Source organism: Paenibacillus sp. LX16 (assembly GCF_036252815.1).
Classification (GTDB): Bacteria; Bacillota; Bacilli; order Paenibacillales; family Paenibacillaceae; genus Paenibacillus; species Paenibacillus polymyxa_B.
In genome coordinates this window covers 4,076,071-4,092,861 of the sequence record NZ_CP141152.1, presented here as the reverse complement: position 1 = coordinate 4,092,861, position 16,791 = coordinate 4,076,071, and the positions used below count along the sequence as shown (strand labels likewise).

Sequence of the window (16,791 nt, the reverse complement as noted above, 5' to 3'; positions counted from 1 at the left end):
TATTAGGAGAGAGCGATGAATAATAGGATGGATTATCAAAGGGAGCTTGAGCGAATACGCGAACATTTCGGTTATGATTTCATGGCGCTTGCTCTTGTTGAACCGGCCGAATATCAATACGTAATTAAATGGAAAAATGCAGCCGGTAATTTAAATGATCGCTTTAAGCGAATTGTACTGCAATCCGGAAAGGGCATAGCAGGAGTCGTGTTCAAAACTGGGAAATCCGTTTTCATTCCATCTGTTCATCAATATGTGGGGGCAGACAACCTGTTTAACTACCCGATCGTTCAATCCGAGAAGCTCAAGAGTCTCGGGGCTGTTCCCCTATGGAATGATGCTCGCGTCGCGGGCGTACTGCTTGGTGGATTTCGGGAAGAACTGCTGATGACCGCAGCCATGATGCGTGATTTGGAAGCTTTGGCGCATAGGGGATTTGGAGAGTTGAACGGGAAGGAAGTGATGTAATTGACATTATCTGTAGGGACTGGCTCTTTGAATGCGCTAATGGTGAAGTTGTTTGAGAACAGTACAGAAGCCATTTTCTTTTTTGATGGGCAAGGGAACACCCTAGCTATGAACCCGGCAGCGGAGGAGATTGTGAGCGATGACGTCCTCATTCAACTCTATGAAGGGAAGGAAAAAGCTTTGTGTGGAACATGCAGGGGCTATACAAGCGAAACGGAGCCCCGTACCTGCCTTGATTGTTATTTCAATATGCCAGAATCCAAGGATTTCGCTTCTTTTCAGGTTTATCTGGAAACAAAGAGCAACGGAATGATCCCCTATGCCGCTTCTTTTCACACCATTGATTCTGAACATGGAACAAGGGTGTTGATGTTGAGGGACTTGACTCCGCAATTTCAGACGCAGGAAAAATTGTATCAAAACAAAATGATGAAGCATGTCATTGAAGCGCAGGAAAATGAGCGTAAACGGCTTTCCAGGGAACTGCACGACAGCGTCGCCCAGGAATTGATGAGTGCGGTTGTTGAGCTGCGGGTGTTAAAATACATGACGAATGATGAACAGCTCATCAAAAACATGAAGCAGACTGAAGCATCCATGACGCGATTGCTGGATGATATCCGCAACCTGTCTGTGGAACTACGCCCCGCCACACTTGATGATTTTGGGCTTGAAGCGGCATTTCGTTCCCACTTTAAGAGGGTTGAACAAAGCTTTGGTCTTGTCGTTGAATTTGTGTCGGATCTTCCCCAAAAGCGATATGGAAGTGAAAAGGAAACGGTCATTTACCGTGTCTGCCAGGAGGCTGTTCTCAATGCCTTGAAGTATGCCCAGGTAGATATGGTTAAAGTTTCTTTGTCTGAGCACGATCATACGCTTCGTTTGACTGTAGAGGACGATGGGGTTGGCTTTGAAAAGGGGAGCAATCCTATTGGAACGGGACTTGGTTTATATGGCATGCAGGAGAGAGCAGAACTGGTAGGTGGAAGTTTTGGCGTTCTTTCAAATGTTGGTCAAGGAACCAAAGTATTTTTAAAAATTCCGATTGGACATGAGGAGGAGTAAAGACGTGATCAAAATTGTGTTAGCGGATGACCATGCCATTGTACGGAGCGGATTTTCCATGATTTTGAACTTCCAATCGGATATGGAGGTTGTTGGAACGGCTGCAGACGGCATTGAAGCGTATACAATGGTAGCTAAATATCGTCCAGATATTCTGATCATGGACCTCAGCATGCCCCCAGGCGAGAGTGGATTGATCGCCACAGGCAAGATTAAAGAAGACCACCCTGATACTAAAATTCTAATACTGACCATGCATGACGATGAAGAATATCTTTTTCATATTTTAAAGAATGGTGCTTCAGGGTATGTTTTGAAAAATGCTCCAGATGAGGAGCTATTGCTTGCTATACGAACCATTCATGGGGGTGGGACTTATATCCATCCTAAAATGGCTACTTCTCTCGTTCGTGAGTTCATCAAAAAAGATACAACGTCACAATCAGAAGATCCTTATGAGATCCTGTCCAAGCGGGAACTGGAGATTCTGCCTCTGGTCGCAAAAGGTTACGGTAACAAGGAAGTTGCGGAAAAGCTGTTCATCTCTGTCAAGACGGTGGAAGCGAACAAAGCGAAGATCATGGAAAAATTGAATTTAAGAAGCCGGCCTGAACTGGTCCAATATGCATTAAAGAAAAAAATGCTGGATTTTTAGCCGATGAATGGAGGAAATCCGCGTGCTGGAAAATGAGAAACTGCGCTTTTCCAAACCTGCCATGCGTATTCTTGAAAATGAGCATCGATATCTAACATATCTGATGGATGAATGGCATGCCATTGTATTGTGGTTTGAGCAGCACAGAATACTAGATTTGGAAGAAGGCCGCAAGCAACTGGAAAAGCTGAGAATGCAGATTATCGACTTTAGGGTACCCCTCAAGAAACATACCGAAAAGGAAGAAGAACACTTCTTTTCTATGCTAGGAACCTACATTGGTTTTGAGCAGGGACCGCTCGTCGGTATACAGGAGGAGCACCGTGAAATAGAGGGCTATATCGATCATTTTCTTCATCAGACGGAGGGCGATTTGAGTTTGCTCACGCTTGATGACATTCAGGAGGCAGCCAAGAACGCGGGAGAGGCCTTTGAAGTGCTGACTGTACATTTTATAAAAGAAGAAACTGTACTTTTTCCTATGGCAGAGCAACAGATCAATCGGAATGATCTAACCAGGTTATGTGACAAATTAAATACGCTTATCTCTTGAATTGACCAAGCCGCTTCCTATAGAAGCGGCTTTTTATATTTTCAGGGAGTCCCCTGCCAGGTAAAGGGGAGTCCCCTATATTCGAATGGATGGGCTAGCGGCTACAATGGGGACAGAAAATTCAAATTAATAATTCGACAGAAAAAACGTTGAAAAGGTGAGTTAAATGATTAGAAAAATGCAGTTGCCGTTACAAACATTGAACTTGATTCTTGGATTCATGGTATGGGTTATCATTTCTTCTCTTATGCCGTTCATTACGGAGGATATTGCTATTCCACCCGGAAAATTGGCCATGGTTACGGCGATTCCGGTCGTGCTTGGATCGATTCTGCGCATTCCGCTTGGTTATTATGCCAACATCGTTGGAGCAAGAATCGTTTTTCTCGTTAGCTTTATTTTGCTTTTGTTTCCCGTCTACTACATTAGTGAAGCTTCTACGATGACGGATTTAATTATCGGTGGCTTGTTCCTTGGGATTGGAGGAGCTGTGTTCTCGGTTGGGGTGACTTCGCTACCGAAGTATTATCCTAAGGAAAAACATGGGTTTGTAAATGGAATGTATGGTATAGGGAATTTGGGAACAGCCGTCACTACCTTCTCGGCCCCTATTGTGGCTACACAAATTGGCTGGGCCCATACAGTGAAGCTGTATCTCATTCTGCTGCTTGTTTTTATCGTTTTGAATTTCTTCTTAGGGGATCGTCATGAAGCTAAAGTAAAGACGCCTATTATGGAACAGATCAAAGGGGTTTACAAAAATGAAAAGCTTTGGTTTTTCTCGCTCTTTTATTTTATTACATTTGGCTCATTTGTAGCGTTCACGGTGTACTTGCCGAATTTCCTGGTATCGAATTTTGAGCTGGCTAAAGTGGATGCAGGGATGCGTACAGCAGGCTTTATTGCGATTGCCACATTCTTCCGTCCCATCGGTGGCTGGCTGGCGGATCGGTTTCAGCCCCTGTTCCTGCTGGTAGGCACGTTCACAGTTTATACGGTCGCTGCGATTCTTTTGGCTTTTTCACCAGGGATTACCCTGTATACAGTAGGCTGCTTGGCGATCGCTGTAAGTGCTGGAGTGGGGAACGGCGTCATTTTCAAGCTAGTTCCATTTTACTTTAATAAACAAGCAGGTATAGTTAACGGAATTGTATCCATGATGGGCGGTCTCGGTGGCTTTTTCCCTCCGATCCTGTTATCGACGATTCATGCCGCTACTGGCCAATATTCCATTGGATTCATGCTCCTCTCCCAAGTGGCGCTGGCTAGCCTGATCCTCGTCATATGGCTGTATTATCAAGGGACAAAATCTAATGAATGAACGTTATTCCAGACAGATCTTATTTAGACCCATTGGTGGCGAAGGGCAGCGTAATCTATCCGCTGCTGTCGTCACCATTATCGGTTGCGGGGCACTGGGTTCCGCCATTGCCGAAACACTGGTAAGAGCGGGCGTTGGAGAGCTGCATCTTGTTGACCGGGATTATGTAGAGGTGTCGAATCTGCAACGTCAGCAGTTGTTCACGGAGCAGGACGCTGCGGAAATGCAGCCCAAGGTCATGGCAGCCGAAAAAAGGCTGAAAGCCATACGAGAAGACGTGCAGTTGCACACATATCTCGATAACTTGGATGCCGAGCTTGTTCAAGAACTTGCCAACAAAAGCATATTGCTGATGGATGCTACGGACAATTTCGAAACTCGTCTGCTTATCAACGATGCTGCACTGAAGGCTGGAATTCCGTGGATTTACGGTGCCTGTGTTGGAAGCATAGGCGTCGTTTTTCCATTCGTGCCGGGCGAGTCAGCGTGTTTACGTTGCCTTCTGCCATCGCTGCCTGCGATCAATCAGACCTGCGATACGGCTGGAATCATCTCGCCCGCAGTCCAGGTGACAGCTGCCCTCCAATGTGCAGAAGCCATGAAGTGGCTGAGCGGCAAACGTGATAAGATGCGCCGCAAGGTTCATCTGTTTGATCTATGGGAGAATACGCAGATGGACATAGGGATTTCCCGCATCCGTAACCAAGATTGTCCAACCTGTGGAGAACATCCTACGTTTCCTGCACTGACAGCACCACGCCGCTCGGCGTATGCGGCTCTGTGCGGACGGAACGTGGTCCAGGTTCTTCCAGACCCACAACGTCCGATTACGCTCGATGATGCAGAGAAAATGGGCAGGCTTATAGCAGATCGTGTAAAAAGAACCCCTTATTTCGTTGAATTTTATGCTTTTAAGCATCGAATGATTTTATTCAAAAACGGAAGGCTTCTCATACACGGTATACGGAGTGTTGCCAACGGTCAAAAACTATATCATCAGCTGTTCGGTTAAATGAGATGTAGATACAAAAAGCAGAAATATTTAAAAGAGTCTGTCACCGGAGAGTCGCTTGTCCGGTGGCTGGAAGGTGGAAAAGATGAGTGTATTTGAAATCGTAACGGAGCCCATTATCCCGCAGGCTTATGCGGATTATGTCCTAAGGCCGGAAGCAGGAGCGGTGACTATTTTTACAGGGCACGTACGAGAATGGACTCAAGGCGTACGGACCTTATACCTTGCTTATGAGGCCTATGTCCCCATGGCCCAAAAAAAACTCACAGAGATTGGTCGCGAAATCGAACAGAAATGGGAAGGGACGCGAGTGGCAATCGCGCACCGCATTGGCGAGCTTCAAATCGGTGATATCGCCGTTGTTATTGCCGTTTCTTCACCTCACCGTTCGGATGCGTATGAGGCAAATGAATACGCGATCGAACGAATTAAAGAAATAGTTCCTATTTGGAAACGAGAGATTTGGGAAGACGGAACGCAGTGGGTCGGAGATCAAAAGAAAAAGCCGGGGGAGATCAGTCATGATTAAGCTGTACTACTTTGCGGGACTCCGTGAGGTAACGGGAAAAACAGAAGAATTGGCAGATTTGGCAGGCCAAACCGTAGGCGATTTATCCAATTGGATAACAGATCAATATCCAGATATGCCGATCGAGTCTGTGCGAATTGCGATAAACGAGGAGTATGCGTTGTCTACGGATGTATTACAGGATGGAGACATTGCAGCCTTCATTCCCCCAGTCAGCGGCGGCTAATAATAACGATGCTAAACAACTAGAAAGGAGGGGGCGTATGAATTTTCATCCACTGAAGGACACATTGCAGCGGCCGATTCGTGACCTGCGTATATCGGTTACGGACCGCTGCAATTTCCGCTGTTCCTATTGCATGCCCAAAGAAATATTCGGTGACGATTACGCCTTTCTTCCCCAAAATGAATGTCTGTTGTTTGAAGAGATACACCGGCTAACGAAGCTCTTTGTATCCCTGGGTGTAAAAAAGATCCGACTCACGGGTGGCGAACCATTAATGCGCAGGAATCTACCCGACCTGGTCTCCCAAATCCTGTCCATTGACGGAGTGGAAGATATCGGCTTGACCACCAACGGTGTGCTGCTAGGACAGCAGGCTAAGCCTCTCTATGACGCGGGGCTACGACGGCTTAATGTCAGTCTGGACGCTCTGGACTCCGAGCTGTTTGGGCGGTTGAATGGGCGGGGGATTAAGCCTGATTTTATTTTGAAGCAGATCGAATATGCAAGAGAAATCGGCTTTGAAATCAAGGTCAATATGGTCGTTCAAAAAGGCGTTAATGACTCGGAGATTTTGCCTATGGCCGCTTATTTTAAGGAGCAGGGAATAACCCTTCGCTTTATCGAGTTTATGGATGTAGGTAATGACAACGGATGGAGTTTCAAAAAGGTACTAACCAAAAAAGAAATCGTTGAACGGCTTAAGAATGCGTACGAGCTGGAGCCGATGGATCGGGATTACTTTGGAGAAGTGGCAAAGCGTTATCGTTATAAAGACAGCGACGCACAGATTGGTTTTATTACTTCGGTTTCTGAATCGTTTTGTTCGTCTTGTACACGTGCCCGCTTATCGTGCGATGGCAAGTTTTATACATGTTTGTTTGCTTCAGGCGGATTTGATTTACGCCAGATGCTTCGCAACGGGGCGAATGACCAGAAACTGCTCGATGTGATTACTTCAGTATGGGAACAACGCACAGATCGGTATTCCGATGAACGTACGGAGCAGACAGCCAACAACAAAAAAAAGATTAACATGTCCTACATTGGCGGCTGACATTTTATACCATGATAGTGTGTTGTATTTGATGTGGTTGCTCCGAAAAAGAAAGCGCAAACATTTTTGTTGGCAAAACTTAAATTCGATGTTATTATGATCTTGGGATTGTTACTGAAAAGGCAAAACCCGAGGCATGGAATTCAATTTCCATGTGTTGGGTTTTGCCTTTTCTTTTTAGAATACAAGCTTTACGATATCCTGCATGATATGAATATCTGGCCAGCCATAACGCAGAAAGGTGAGTGATATAAAGCCTTACAAGTGCTGAACAACAAAGATGATGACGTCGACCAACGAATCGACATCCGAAAAATGATGTCATGGGACGTGGTTAACCGACTATATCCATTTTCAGAACGGAATATCAGATCGGTTTGTGAGCACTCAAGATCATTCAGGGAAAACGTAAGGCTTTGTCTCTTATTATGAATGCGTTTTCATAACACGAAATTGTAAATCAATACATTTGAATTTGATTTACGACGAAGGTTTGATCGGCTATTACCGTCTTGTGACCTATCTGAAATTTCGCCCAGCAACTAAATCCTTTTTTAAATTTGATGGGATAAGGGGGGCAGTTAGATGATCATAACGAAGATATTTAATAACAACGCCATAATAGCCAAAGATCAAAAAAGAGATGAATTTGTTGTTATGGGTCGTGGTATTGCATTCAAAAAGAGTGCAGGCGAACAAGTAGAAGAGCATCTAATTGAAAAGGTCTTTGTGCTTAAACATAAAGATGCTTCAGAGAAATTTAAGTTATTGTTAGAGGATGTTCCATCAGAATATGTTTCGTTATGCTATGACATCATTGAATATGGAAAAAGCATATTAGAAGCACAATTGAGCGATTATATATATGTTTCGCTTACGGATCACATGAACAATGCATTTAAAATGTTTGATGAAGGGTTTAAAAATGCAAATCCATTAATTTGGGAGATTAAAAAATTTTATCCCAAAGAATTTGCGGTTGGATTAAAAGCACTGGAGTTCATTGAAGACGAAACAGGCAAACGATTGTCAGAAGATGAAGCAGGTAATATTGCTCTTCATTTAATCAATGCTCAAGTAAACAGCTCCTACAACAAGGTAGCAGATGTTGCTCAGCAAACTCAAAAAATACACGACATCTTGAATATTATTAAATACTCTTATAATACCACTATAGATGAACACTCAATCAGTTATGAGCGATTTATTACACATTTAAGATTCTTCTTTCAGCGATTAAATAAAAAAGAAAAAGTAGAACTGGAAGACGATTTTTTGTGGAGGCAAGTGAAAGCAAAGTACAAAAAGGCCTATGGCTGCATGCTGAAGATTGAGAAATACTTGGATATGGTATTGTCAGATGAGGAAAAGCTGTATATAACGATTCATATTCAGCGTGTGACCCAAAGACAAAATTGAATAACTCTTGGATTGTTACTGGTAATGCAGGCGAAACCAACCTAGATCGAATTTGATCTATTTTGGTTTTGCCTTTTTTTATAAATACAATTAAAGGGGAAGTTACGATGAAGTATGAGACATTAGCAAAAGACATTATCAAAAATGTCGGCGGCAAAGAAAATGTGAATAGTCTAACTCATTGTGTAACACGTTTGCGTTTCAAACTAAAAGATGAAAGTAAAGCCAATACAGAGGTTTTGAAAAATATGGATGGTGTTGTCACTGTGGTAAAGAGTGGCGGGCAATACCAGGTTGTTATAGGTAACCATGTACCTGAGGTTTATGCTGATGTTACTGCTGTAGGCGGTTTTCAGACAGGAGATTCAGAAGAAGCATCAGGTGAAAAAATGAGTTTGTTCAATAGATTCATTGATACCATTTCAGGTGTATTTACACCCACGCTGGGTGTCTTAAGTGCCACAGGTATGATTAAGGGCTTCACCGCCTTATTTGTAGCTTTGGGCTGGCTGGCCACTACATCGGGTACCTATCAAATTCTCAATGCTTTAGGTGATTGTTTGTTTTACTTCTTTCCTATTTTCCTAGGGTATACGTCAGCTAAAAAGTTCAATGCCAACATTTTTATAGGTATGGCTATAGGTGCATCGCTTGTGTACCCAACATTTAGCACGATAACAGCCTCGGGCAAACCGCTATACACTCTATTTAGCGGTACTATATTTGAGTCACCGGTATATATCACCTTCTTAGGTATTCCGGTCATTCTGATGAGTTATGCGTCAACCGTTCTTCCGATTATCATATCCACCTATGTAGGCTCAAAAATAGAAAACTTCTTTAAAAAGGTAATCCCTAGCGTAGTGAGAACATTTTTGGTTCCGTTTTTCACATTGTTAGTTATTGTACCCTTAGCGTTGGTTGCGATTGGACCTCTCTCGACTTGGGCAGGTCAACTGCTTGGCGCAGGAACTCTCTTTGTGTATAACTTAAGTCCGATTATTGAAGGTATGCTCATGGGCGCTTTCTGGCAAGTGTTTGTTATCTTTGGATTACACTGGGGACTTGTTCCTATCGCTATGAACAATTTAGCAGTGCTTAAATTCGATCCGATTCTTGCGGCTACGCTGGGAGCTTCCTTTGCTCAGACGGGCGTCGTACTGGCGATTTTGTTTAAAACCAAAAATGTAAAACTGAGATCACTTTCCATTCCAGCTGTCATCTCCGGGATTTTTGGTGTGACAGAACCAGCAATTTACGGGATTACATTACCACGTAAGAAACCATTTATTTTAAGCTGTATAGCATCCGCAGTAGGCGGCGGTATTATAGGAATGATGGGTACTAAAGGTTACATTATTGGTGGATTGGGTATTTTCGCTATCCCGAGCTATATCAGTCCGGCAGGAATAGACAACGGATTTTATGGGGCTGTTATCGGTATCCTGGTAAGCTTTGTATTAGGCTTCTTGCTTATGTTCTTTGGCGGATTTAAAGATGACGAAGTGAAAGAAACAAAAAAGGAAGACAGTACACCAGGAGCGGCAAGAGGAGAAGTTTTAGTAAAACAAGAGACGGTGATGAGTCCATTAAAAGGTGAAGTGAAGTCTTTATCTGAAGTAACAGATGAAGCCTTTTCGACAGGTGCTCTGGGTAAAGGGATTGCCATTGAACCTTCTGAAGGTAAGGTTGTTTCACCTGTAGATGGTGTATTAACATCATTATTTTCGTCAGGTCATGCGATTGGAATTACAAGTGATCACGGTGTTGAGGTCCTCATCCATGTAGGCAAAGATACGGTCAAATTAAAAGGCAAACATTTTTATCCTAAAGTAAAACAGGGAGATGCTGTTAAAAAAGGCCAGCTGCTTATGGAGTTTGATATGGAAGCTATAAAAGAGGCTGGTTATGTTTTGACCACACCCGTTATCGTTGCCAATACTACGAATTACCTGGATGTCATTGAAACAGAGAAGAAGGCGATTGAGTATCAAGAGGATTTATTGACCGTCGTAGTCTAATCTTAATTAAATGTTGAGGAGGAATTAACAATGAAAAATACAACTACATTGGAATTTCCACAAGGATTTTTATGGGGAGGTGCAACGGCTGCCAACCAATTTGAAGGTGGATATAATGAAGAAGGTAAAGGCTTAAGCACTGCTGATGTGATTACGGCTGGAACGCATACGACTTCCCGAAGAATTACACCTATACTGGAAGAAGGAGTGAACTATCCGAGTCACGAGGCTATTGATTTTTTCCACCACTATCAAGAGGATATCCGCTTATTTGCAGAGATGGGATTCAAGGTCTTTAGAATGTCCATTGCGTGGTCAAGAATATTTCCTAACGGAGATGATGCAGAGCCGAATGAGCAAGGCTTGCAGTTCTATGATCGTGTATTCGCAGAATTGAAAAAGTATAATATTGAGCCTTTGGTTACAATCTCACATTATGAAGCACCGTTTCATTTGACCCAAAAATATAATGGTTGGTCAGATCGCAGAGTCGTAGATTTTTATGTGAGATATTGTGAAGTGCTTTTTAACAGATACAAAGATGTCGTGAAATACTGGTTAACCTTTAATGAAATCAATATTTTAACCTTGTCATTTGGAGCATTCATGGCTGGAGCTATGATGCCGGAGGGGAATGGAGAGCTTGCCCATGCTACAGTGAAGGATGAGCAGGTTCTGTATCAGGCGTTGCATCATCAATTTATTGCCAGTGCAAAGGCTGTAAAGCTGGGTCATGAAATCAACAAGGACTTTAAAATCGGTTGTATGATTGCTTATATGTGTTCCTACCCACTTACATGCCATCCTGATGATATTCTGCTAGCTCAACAAAAGGATAACTTAAGTAATTTCTTATGCTCAGATGTTCAAGTAAGAGGAGCTTATCCGGGATTTGCCAAACGCTATTTTAGAGATCATAACATTCAGATCAAAATGCAAGAAGAGGATGAGGACATCTTAAAGGAAGGTTGCGTAGATTTCTATACCTTCAGCTATTATTCCTCTACTTGTGTCAGTGCCGATCCCAACCAGGAGAAGGTGGGAGGAAATTTATCTATGGGCCTAAAGAATCCTCATTTGAAAGCAAGTGCCTGGGATTGGCAGATCGATCCACAGGGATTGAGATGGTCCCTCAATAACATTTACAACCGATATGAAATCCCGTTAATGGTTGTTGAAAATGGTCTTGGCGCCGTAGATACAGTGGAAGAAGACGGCTCCATTCACGATGATTATCGAATTGATTATCTAAAGCAACACATTGAGCAAATGAAAGAAGCGATTGCTGATGGAGTAGACCTAATAGGGTATACGCCTTGGGGATGTATTGATCTGGTAAGTGCGGGAACCGGTGAAATGAAAAAGCGTTATGGGTTTATATATGTCGATAAGGATAATGAAGGCAAAGGAACACTTGCCAGATCCAGAAAGAAGAGCTTCTATTGGTATAAGAATGTGATCGAAACTAATGGAGAGCAGTTGAATTAAATCTTAGTGCCTGTTTCATAAAAGTCATACCGTCAGCGCGTGCCAACTTTAATCGGTACGCGCTGCTTGAATTTACATTATGAAACGAAAATAATACCTTAAATGGATATGAATCCCGGCCGTAAAAATGGATTCCCTTCAGGAAACTACGGAGAATGTTTATAGGTAGGGACTCAACATCATCCATAGTATTTTTAAATTCGCTAAACACATGGGATGAAAATGTCGAAATAGAGGATAGGACTTATATCAAAATATAAGGAAGTGGATACATATGATGAATCAAGTAGAAGCTGTTTTGACCGCCATGCCATTTATCAAAGAAGCTGCACGACAAGATGTTTCAATTTCCGTAATGGACAGGGAAAAATTTCTGTTCTTTCAGTCGGGTAAAAGCTTAGTTTATGACTTCAAAGCAGGCGATCCTCTTCCTGATGTACACAGAGACTTCAAAATGCTAGTAGGTGGTGAAAAGACCAGAGAGCGTTACGCTGCTGAAGTTTTCGGCATTGCTGCTGATTCTTACTTTCATCCGATTAAGAATGAACAGAATGAGATCGAGGCCGTAATGTGTATCACCTATAGTATGGATAATCAAGATCAACTGAAGAAGTTGATGACTCAAGCCGAGGATGTTACAAGTAAGCTAGTTGAAGGGATTCAGCATGTGGCGGCTCATTCGGAGGAGCTTAGTGCGACAGCTGAAGAAATTCTAAGCAATACTAAACAGGCGGTTGAGGACTCCGGTAACGTGACTGAGGTGGCCGGCTACATTAAGGAAATTTCAGAGCAGACGAACTTGCTTGGATTAAATGCAGCAATTGAAGCAGCCCGAGTGGGTGAGGCAGGAGCCGGTTTTGGGGTTGTGGCTACAGAAATCCGGAAAATGTCTACGGGCACCAAGGAAGCAACCGGACGGATTGAGCAGTCCTTGCAAGCCGTCAGACAATCGGTTTATAACATGGAACAAGAAATCACACAGATTGCGGTTTCCTCCCAAGAGCAAGCCAAGCTTGTAACGGAATTTATGAATATTATTGATCAATTAAATGTAACCAACCACGGCTTGAGAGGGTTAGTAGAAAAAATTACGGATGATGTTGAAGCAGAATAAAGAATGAAAAAAAGTCTCGGTCTGTGAATTGTACATTCCGTAATGGAAATGTAGATTACAGGCCGAGACTTTTTCTAATAGTAAATATTTACGAGTATTGTTGGTTTAACAGTGCAGTATCATAATACTCTTCGAAAGATTTGATTTTATTGTTTTCAAATTTAAAGATCTGGACATAGATCCCGTTGTATTTTATTTTTTTATTTTCTCCCCATGGTCCATTCGCTGTGATATCAATATGGCTGCGTGTTTTTGTCACAATCGTGTTAGAATTTTCTCCGACTATAAACTCATCGATGGTCCATTCGAATGTCCCTTTCATATCATTAAAAATGGGATTAAAGAAGCCTTTTACAGCATCCCAGCCTTCTTGAACAGAATTGTGCAAAACTGCCACATCATCAGTGGTAAATGGGGTAATTACAGCCGGATTATCTTTAACCCACAAAGAATAAAATTTGTCCGTATCTCCTAAATATAAAGAAAAAAAGTCTATAATGACATCCATGTTCTTTTTAGCAACTTCATTCTCGCTGTTGAATGAAGCATTAATAGTTACATTTTTAATCTTTTTGGGATTCATGCTGTTATTCTCCTTTATAAAAAGATTTTGAACCATCACCTTTTCATTTGGCAGATGGCTGTCCAGCTTCTATTTACATCATTAGTATAAAATATAGGCACTTAAATAATAATAGACTGATTTTTAAGAGTGTTAAAAATGTAGACAAATACTTCATAGTGTACAAAAGTAAAATAAAATTTTGTGAGGGCTAACATGATTCGAAAAACAACTCCTAAGGAACTCCTTGCTGAATCTTTGATAGACTTAGCCAAAAAACATCCAATCCAGTCCATCACCGTAACGGATATTACTGACAATTGTCAGGTCAGCAGACAGATGTTCTATTATCATTTTTCCAGTAAATACGACCTAATCTCATGGATATATAGTGATAAGGCAGATAAAATTATTGAACAATATATAGAAAAAGAGTCTTGGGGACGTGTTGCCGGGAGAATTGTTGAGTTTATTAAAGAGGATTACATCTATTTTAAAAAGGCTTTTGACGACAATACGCACTTGTCTTTTTATAATAATATCTTTAACTATACGGTTGAATGCCACACCAATTATATTCTTAAGAAAACAAATAGGACTTCGTTGCCTCCCGACATCCTTTTTGCTATAAGATTTAACGCTTATGGGGGAGTGAATGTGACTAAGGACTGGCTTGAGAATGGCATGAAGGAATCTCCAGAGCAATTAGGCGAATTAATATTCTCTGCGATGCCCTTGCCTATAAAAAAACATTTTCATTTAGATGAATAAATGCCGCGGAGAGGATACAGATATGAATTTGAATGAGTTAAATGAACAGAGTTACTCCGAACTAGAAGAATATGGGGTACATGTATTTCTGAATGAGATTCATTATCCATAATCAAATCTTTTCCGATATAATAATGAAAAGCAGTCGATAGAACAGATACTACCTCAGAGAGGTGATTTATAATGACCGTTGACATTCTCGTACGTAATAATGTAAAAGTGCTGGGCTCAGGTAGCCAAACGATCGTATTTGCTCATGGCTTTGGATGCGATCAGGATATGTGGCGTTATATCGTCCCTAGCTTTATCGACAACTACCAAATCGTCTTATTTGATTACGTAGGCTCTGGAGATTCTCAAATTAAGTACTATGATTCAGAAAAATACAGTGACTTGCAAGGGTATGCCCAAGATGTGCTAGATATTATGGAAGCGCTAGAATTAAAAAATGTCATATTCGTCGGACACTCCGTTAGCAGCATGATCGGAATGCTCGCATCGATCCGCAGCCCTCAATATTTTGAGCGCATCGTCATGCTCGGTCCCTCTCCTCGTTATGTGAATGACCTCCCCTATTATTATGGAGGCTTCGATAAGAGTGACATCGATGAATTGCTTGATATGATGCAAATGAACTTCATCGGCTGGGCTAGTTACCTGGCACCCATTGTTATGCAGAATCCTGATCGACAGGAATTAACCGAAGAGTTGGAGAAAACCTTTTGCTCAAGAGACCCTCATATTGCACGACAATTTGCGGAAGTGACTTTTTTTTCGGATTGCCGTGTCGATCTCCAGCATGCTTCGGTTCCTACACTGATTCTCCAGTGCTCGGACGATAGCATTGCTCCGATTGAAGTAGGGAATTATTTACATGCTCATCTTAAAAACAGCAGGCTTCAACAGATGAGGGCAAAGGGGCATTATCCTCACTTAAGTCAACCAGGAGAAACAAGCGATCTGATTAAAGAGTATTTAGCGAGTGTGTAATATCAGAAGAAAGGCAGTCATGCAATGGATATTCAATTAGATAAAGCTCCCTGTGGATATTTCTCAATCTCGGATTCTGGCTTCATTCAATCGGTGAATCAAACTTTATTGGATATGCTACTTTATGATCGTAATGAATTGCTCGGACGGCCGATTGAATCCACAATGTCTGTTACCAACAAGCTATTTTTTCATACTTATTTTTATCCCTATATTCAGTTGTACGGGCATGTCGATGAGATGTACTTCTCGTTTCGGACAAGTGATCGACAGGATGTGCCTGTACTTCTAAACGGGGTACGCCAGGAACGCAACGGAGAAACTATTATTGATTGTGTAGTGCTTATGATGCGTAAGCGAATTGAACATGAGAGAGATATTCTACAGACCAAAACCAAGCTTCAGGAATTATATCAGGCTACGAATGAAGCGAACCAGAAGCTTGAACGGTTGCACGAAGAATATGAAATCAAACAGCAGGAGCTAGAAAGGATTAATCTCCAGCTTGAAACGATGGCATCAACGGACCCGTTAACCGGTCTTAAAAATAGAAGGTATTTCCAAGATCAATTACTAGCTAGCCTCGCGTCCTTTCGTGAGAGTGGAATATCTTTTTCGCTGCTTATCATTGATATTGATCGTTTCAAAAGTATTAACGATACTTATGGTCATCCAGTGGGCGACCTAGTGCTTACGAATCTGGCAGAATTACTGCAATCCATGTCACGGGACAGGGACATTGTCGCACGCTATGGCGGCGAGGAGTTCGTAATTATTCTTCCGGGCAACGATCAAGAAGAAGCCATTCGTACAGCAGAAAGATACCGCTCCACGACGGCCTCGATGGATTGGGGAGAATATGCTATTACTGTGAGTATTGGTGTGGCAACGGTTACGCAAGAGGATACGGAACAAACGATTGTTCATCAAGCGGATTTAGCTCTGTATGCTTCCAAAAGTGGCGGGAGAAATCGGGTCACTCATTCAGCAAATCTCGTAAAGAGATAGTATAGAGGCTTCTTAAACTGTATGAAGAGTTGAGGTGGTTAAAAATGGGGGAAGCGTACAAGCTGGACTGTGATACCTGTACTTATACTGAGAACATATTTATAGGATTTGGTCTTGCATATATGAGTTTGGAATTCGTTGCTTCGTTTGTAAAGGATGCTGCCCTTAAACGATGTATTGAGGAATTCATAGGCAACCCTTCGACGAGATATGATGCTTATAACGCTCTATATGTGTGCCCGGCCTGTCAGGCTATGCGCAATGAATTGTTTATAGAGATGAAATCCGACTCATCACAGTATAGGAGTTCTTATGCTTGTCCTAGATGCACGAGCGTCATGGAACAGAAACACATTGAAAACAATGCTCCTCATCATTTAAGCTGCCCAGCATGTGAGAAGGGTAAATTGAAGGCAAAGTTTTATATGGATTGGGATTAATAGACCCCCGAATGTCTCCACAGCTTACTCCAATAGGTCTGGTCAAACCATTCAAATTCGGCTACTATTATTGATAACGATTCTCATTTGGAGTA

The 16,791-nt window shown here is 42.2% G+C and carries 18 protein-coding genes; 17 read left to right on the top strand and 1 reads right to left on the bottom strand.

The window, feature by feature from the left end:
- Positions 1 to 15 precede the first annotated feature (15 nt).
- The 13 genes from T3H97_RS18290 (at position 16) to T3H97_RS18230 (ending at position 12,925) form a co-directional block, all read left to right on the top strand.
- Positions 16 to 468: a GAF domain-containing protein gene (locus T3H97_RS18290; RefSeq protein WP_029515512.1), complete on the top strand. Its 453-nt coding sequence runs from the start codon at positions 16 to 18 to the stop codon at positions 466 to 468.
- Positions 469 to 1,533: a PAS domain-containing sensor histidine kinase gene (locus T3H97_RS18285; protein WP_039274412.1), complete on the top strand. Its 1,065-nt coding sequence runs from the start codon at positions 469 to 471 to the stop codon at positions 1,531 to 1,533.
- A 7-nt stretch (positions 1,534 to 1,540) separates the two neighbouring features.
- The gene (locus T3H97_RS18280) at positions 1,541 to 2,188 is read left to right on the top strand and encodes a response regulator transcription factor (RefSeq protein WP_023989699.1); all 648 of its coding nucleotides are present in this window, start codon (positions 1,541 to 1,543) and stop codon (positions 2,186 to 2,188) included.
- A 22-nt stretch (positions 2,189 to 2,210) separates the two neighbouring features.
- Positions 2,211 to 2,741 (top strand): hemerythrin domain-containing protein, encoded by a 531-nt coding sequence (locus T3H97_RS18275; protein WP_185156299.1) that lies wholly within the window; start codon positions 2,211 to 2,213, stop codon positions 2,739 to 2,741.
- A 166-nt stretch (positions 2,742 to 2,907) separates the two neighbouring features.
- Positions 2,908 to 4,062 (top strand): nitrate/nitrite transporter, encoded by a 1,155-nt coding sequence (locus T3H97_RS18270; protein ID WP_328800489.1) that lies wholly within the window; start codon positions 2,908 to 2,910, stop codon positions 4,060 to 4,062.
- Complete coding sequence (locus T3H97_RS18265; RefSeq protein WP_328800488.1) at positions 4,055 to 5,074, top strand: ThiF family adenylyltransferase; 1,020 nt, start codon at positions 4,055 to 4,057, stop codon at positions 5,072 to 5,074. The genes T3H97_RS18270 and T3H97_RS18265 overlap by 8 nt, the downstream gene beginning before the upstream one ends.
- Before the next feature lie 85 nt (positions 5,075 to 5,159).
- On the top strand, positions 5,160 to 5,603 hold the full coding sequence (locus tag T3H97_RS18260) for a molybdenum cofactor biosynthesis protein MoaE (protein WP_165149745.1): 444 nt from the start codon (positions 5,160 to 5,162) through the stop codon (positions 5,601 to 5,603).
- Positions 5,596 to 5,829 carry a MoaD/ThiS family protein gene (locus T3H97_RS18255; protein ID WP_029515506.1) on the top strand — a complete coding sequence of 78 codons (234 nt, stop codon included), beginning with the start codon at positions 5,596 to 5,598 and terminating at the stop codon, positions 5,827 to 5,829. The genes T3H97_RS18260 and T3H97_RS18255 overlap by 8 nt, the downstream gene beginning before the upstream one ends.
- Before the next feature lie 37 nt (positions 5,830 to 5,866).
- Positions 5,867 to 6,883, top strand: coding sequence for a GTP 3',8-cyclase MoaA (gene moaA, locus T3H97_RS18250; RefSeq protein ID WP_328800487.1), 1,017 nt, complete (start codon positions 5,867 to 5,869; stop codon positions 6,881 to 6,883).
- A gap of 585 nt (positions 6,884 to 7,468) precedes the next feature.
- Positions 7,469 to 8,302 (top strand): BglG family transcription antiterminator LicT, encoded by an 834-nt coding sequence (gene licT / locus T3H97_RS18245; protein ID WP_190297707.1) that lies wholly within the window; start codon positions 7,469 to 7,471, stop codon positions 8,300 to 8,302.
- A gap of 107 nt (positions 8,303 to 8,409) precedes the next feature.
- Positions 8,410 to 10,323, top strand: a complete 1,914-nt coding sequence (locus T3H97_RS18240) for a beta-glucoside-specific PTS transporter subunit IIABC (protein WP_103049482.1) — start codon at positions 8,410 to 8,412, stop codon at positions 10,321 to 10,323.
- Between the two features lie 30 nt (positions 10,324 to 10,353).
- On the top strand, positions 10,354 to 11,811 hold the full coding sequence (locus T3H97_RS18235) for a glycoside hydrolase family 1 protein (RefSeq protein WP_103049483.1): 1,458 nt from the start codon (positions 10,354 to 10,356) through the stop codon (positions 11,809 to 11,811).
- A 274-nt stretch (positions 11,812 to 12,085) separates the two neighbouring features.
- Positions 12,086 to 12,925: a methyl-accepting chemotaxis protein gene (locus T3H97_RS18230; RefSeq protein WP_230486191.1), complete on the top strand. Its 840-nt coding sequence runs from the start codon at positions 12,086 to 12,088 to the stop codon at positions 12,923 to 12,925.
- Between the two features lie 88 nt (positions 12,926 to 13,013).
- On the opposite strand, the gene T3H97_RS18225 is transcribed toward T3H97_RS18230, so the two are convergent.
- Positions 13,014 to 13,508, bottom strand: coding sequence for a nuclear transport factor 2 family protein (locus tag T3H97_RS18225; protein WP_328800486.1), 495 nt, complete (start codon positions 13,506 to 13,508; stop codon positions 13,014 to 13,016).
- A 195-nt stretch (positions 13,509 to 13,703) separates the two neighbouring features.
- Here T3H97_RS18225 and T3H97_RS18220 point away from each other — a divergent pair, with 195 nt between their 5' ends.
- The 4 genes from T3H97_RS18220 to T3H97_RS18205 all read left to right on the top strand — a co-directional run bounded on the left by T3H97_RS18220 (position 13,704) and on the right by T3H97_RS18205 (position 16,696).
- Positions 13,704 to 14,258 (top strand): TetR/AcrR family transcriptional regulator C-terminal domain-containing protein, encoded by a 555-nt coding sequence (locus T3H97_RS18220; protein ID WP_103049485.1) that lies wholly within the window; start codon positions 13,704 to 13,706, stop codon positions 14,256 to 14,258.
- A 183-nt stretch (positions 14,259 to 14,441) separates the two neighbouring features.
- Entirely contained in the window at positions 14,442 to 15,248 is an 807-nt protein-coding gene (locus T3H97_RS18215) for an alpha/beta fold hydrolase (RefSeq protein ID WP_328800485.1), read from the top strand.
- A gap of 24 nt (positions 15,249 to 15,272) precedes the next feature.
- Positions 15,273 to 16,256, top strand: coding sequence for a sensor domain-containing diguanylate cyclase (locus tag T3H97_RS18210; protein ID WP_328800483.1), 984 nt, complete (start codon positions 15,273 to 15,275; stop codon positions 16,254 to 16,256).
- A gap of 44 nt (positions 16,257 to 16,300) precedes the next feature.
- Positions 16,301 to 16,696 (top strand): hypothetical protein, encoded by a 396-nt coding sequence (locus T3H97_RS18205; RefSeq protein ID WP_328800482.1) that lies wholly within the window; start codon positions 16,301 to 16,303, stop codon positions 16,694 to 16,696.
- The last annotated feature ends 95 nt before the right edge of the window (positions 16,697 to 16,791 follow it).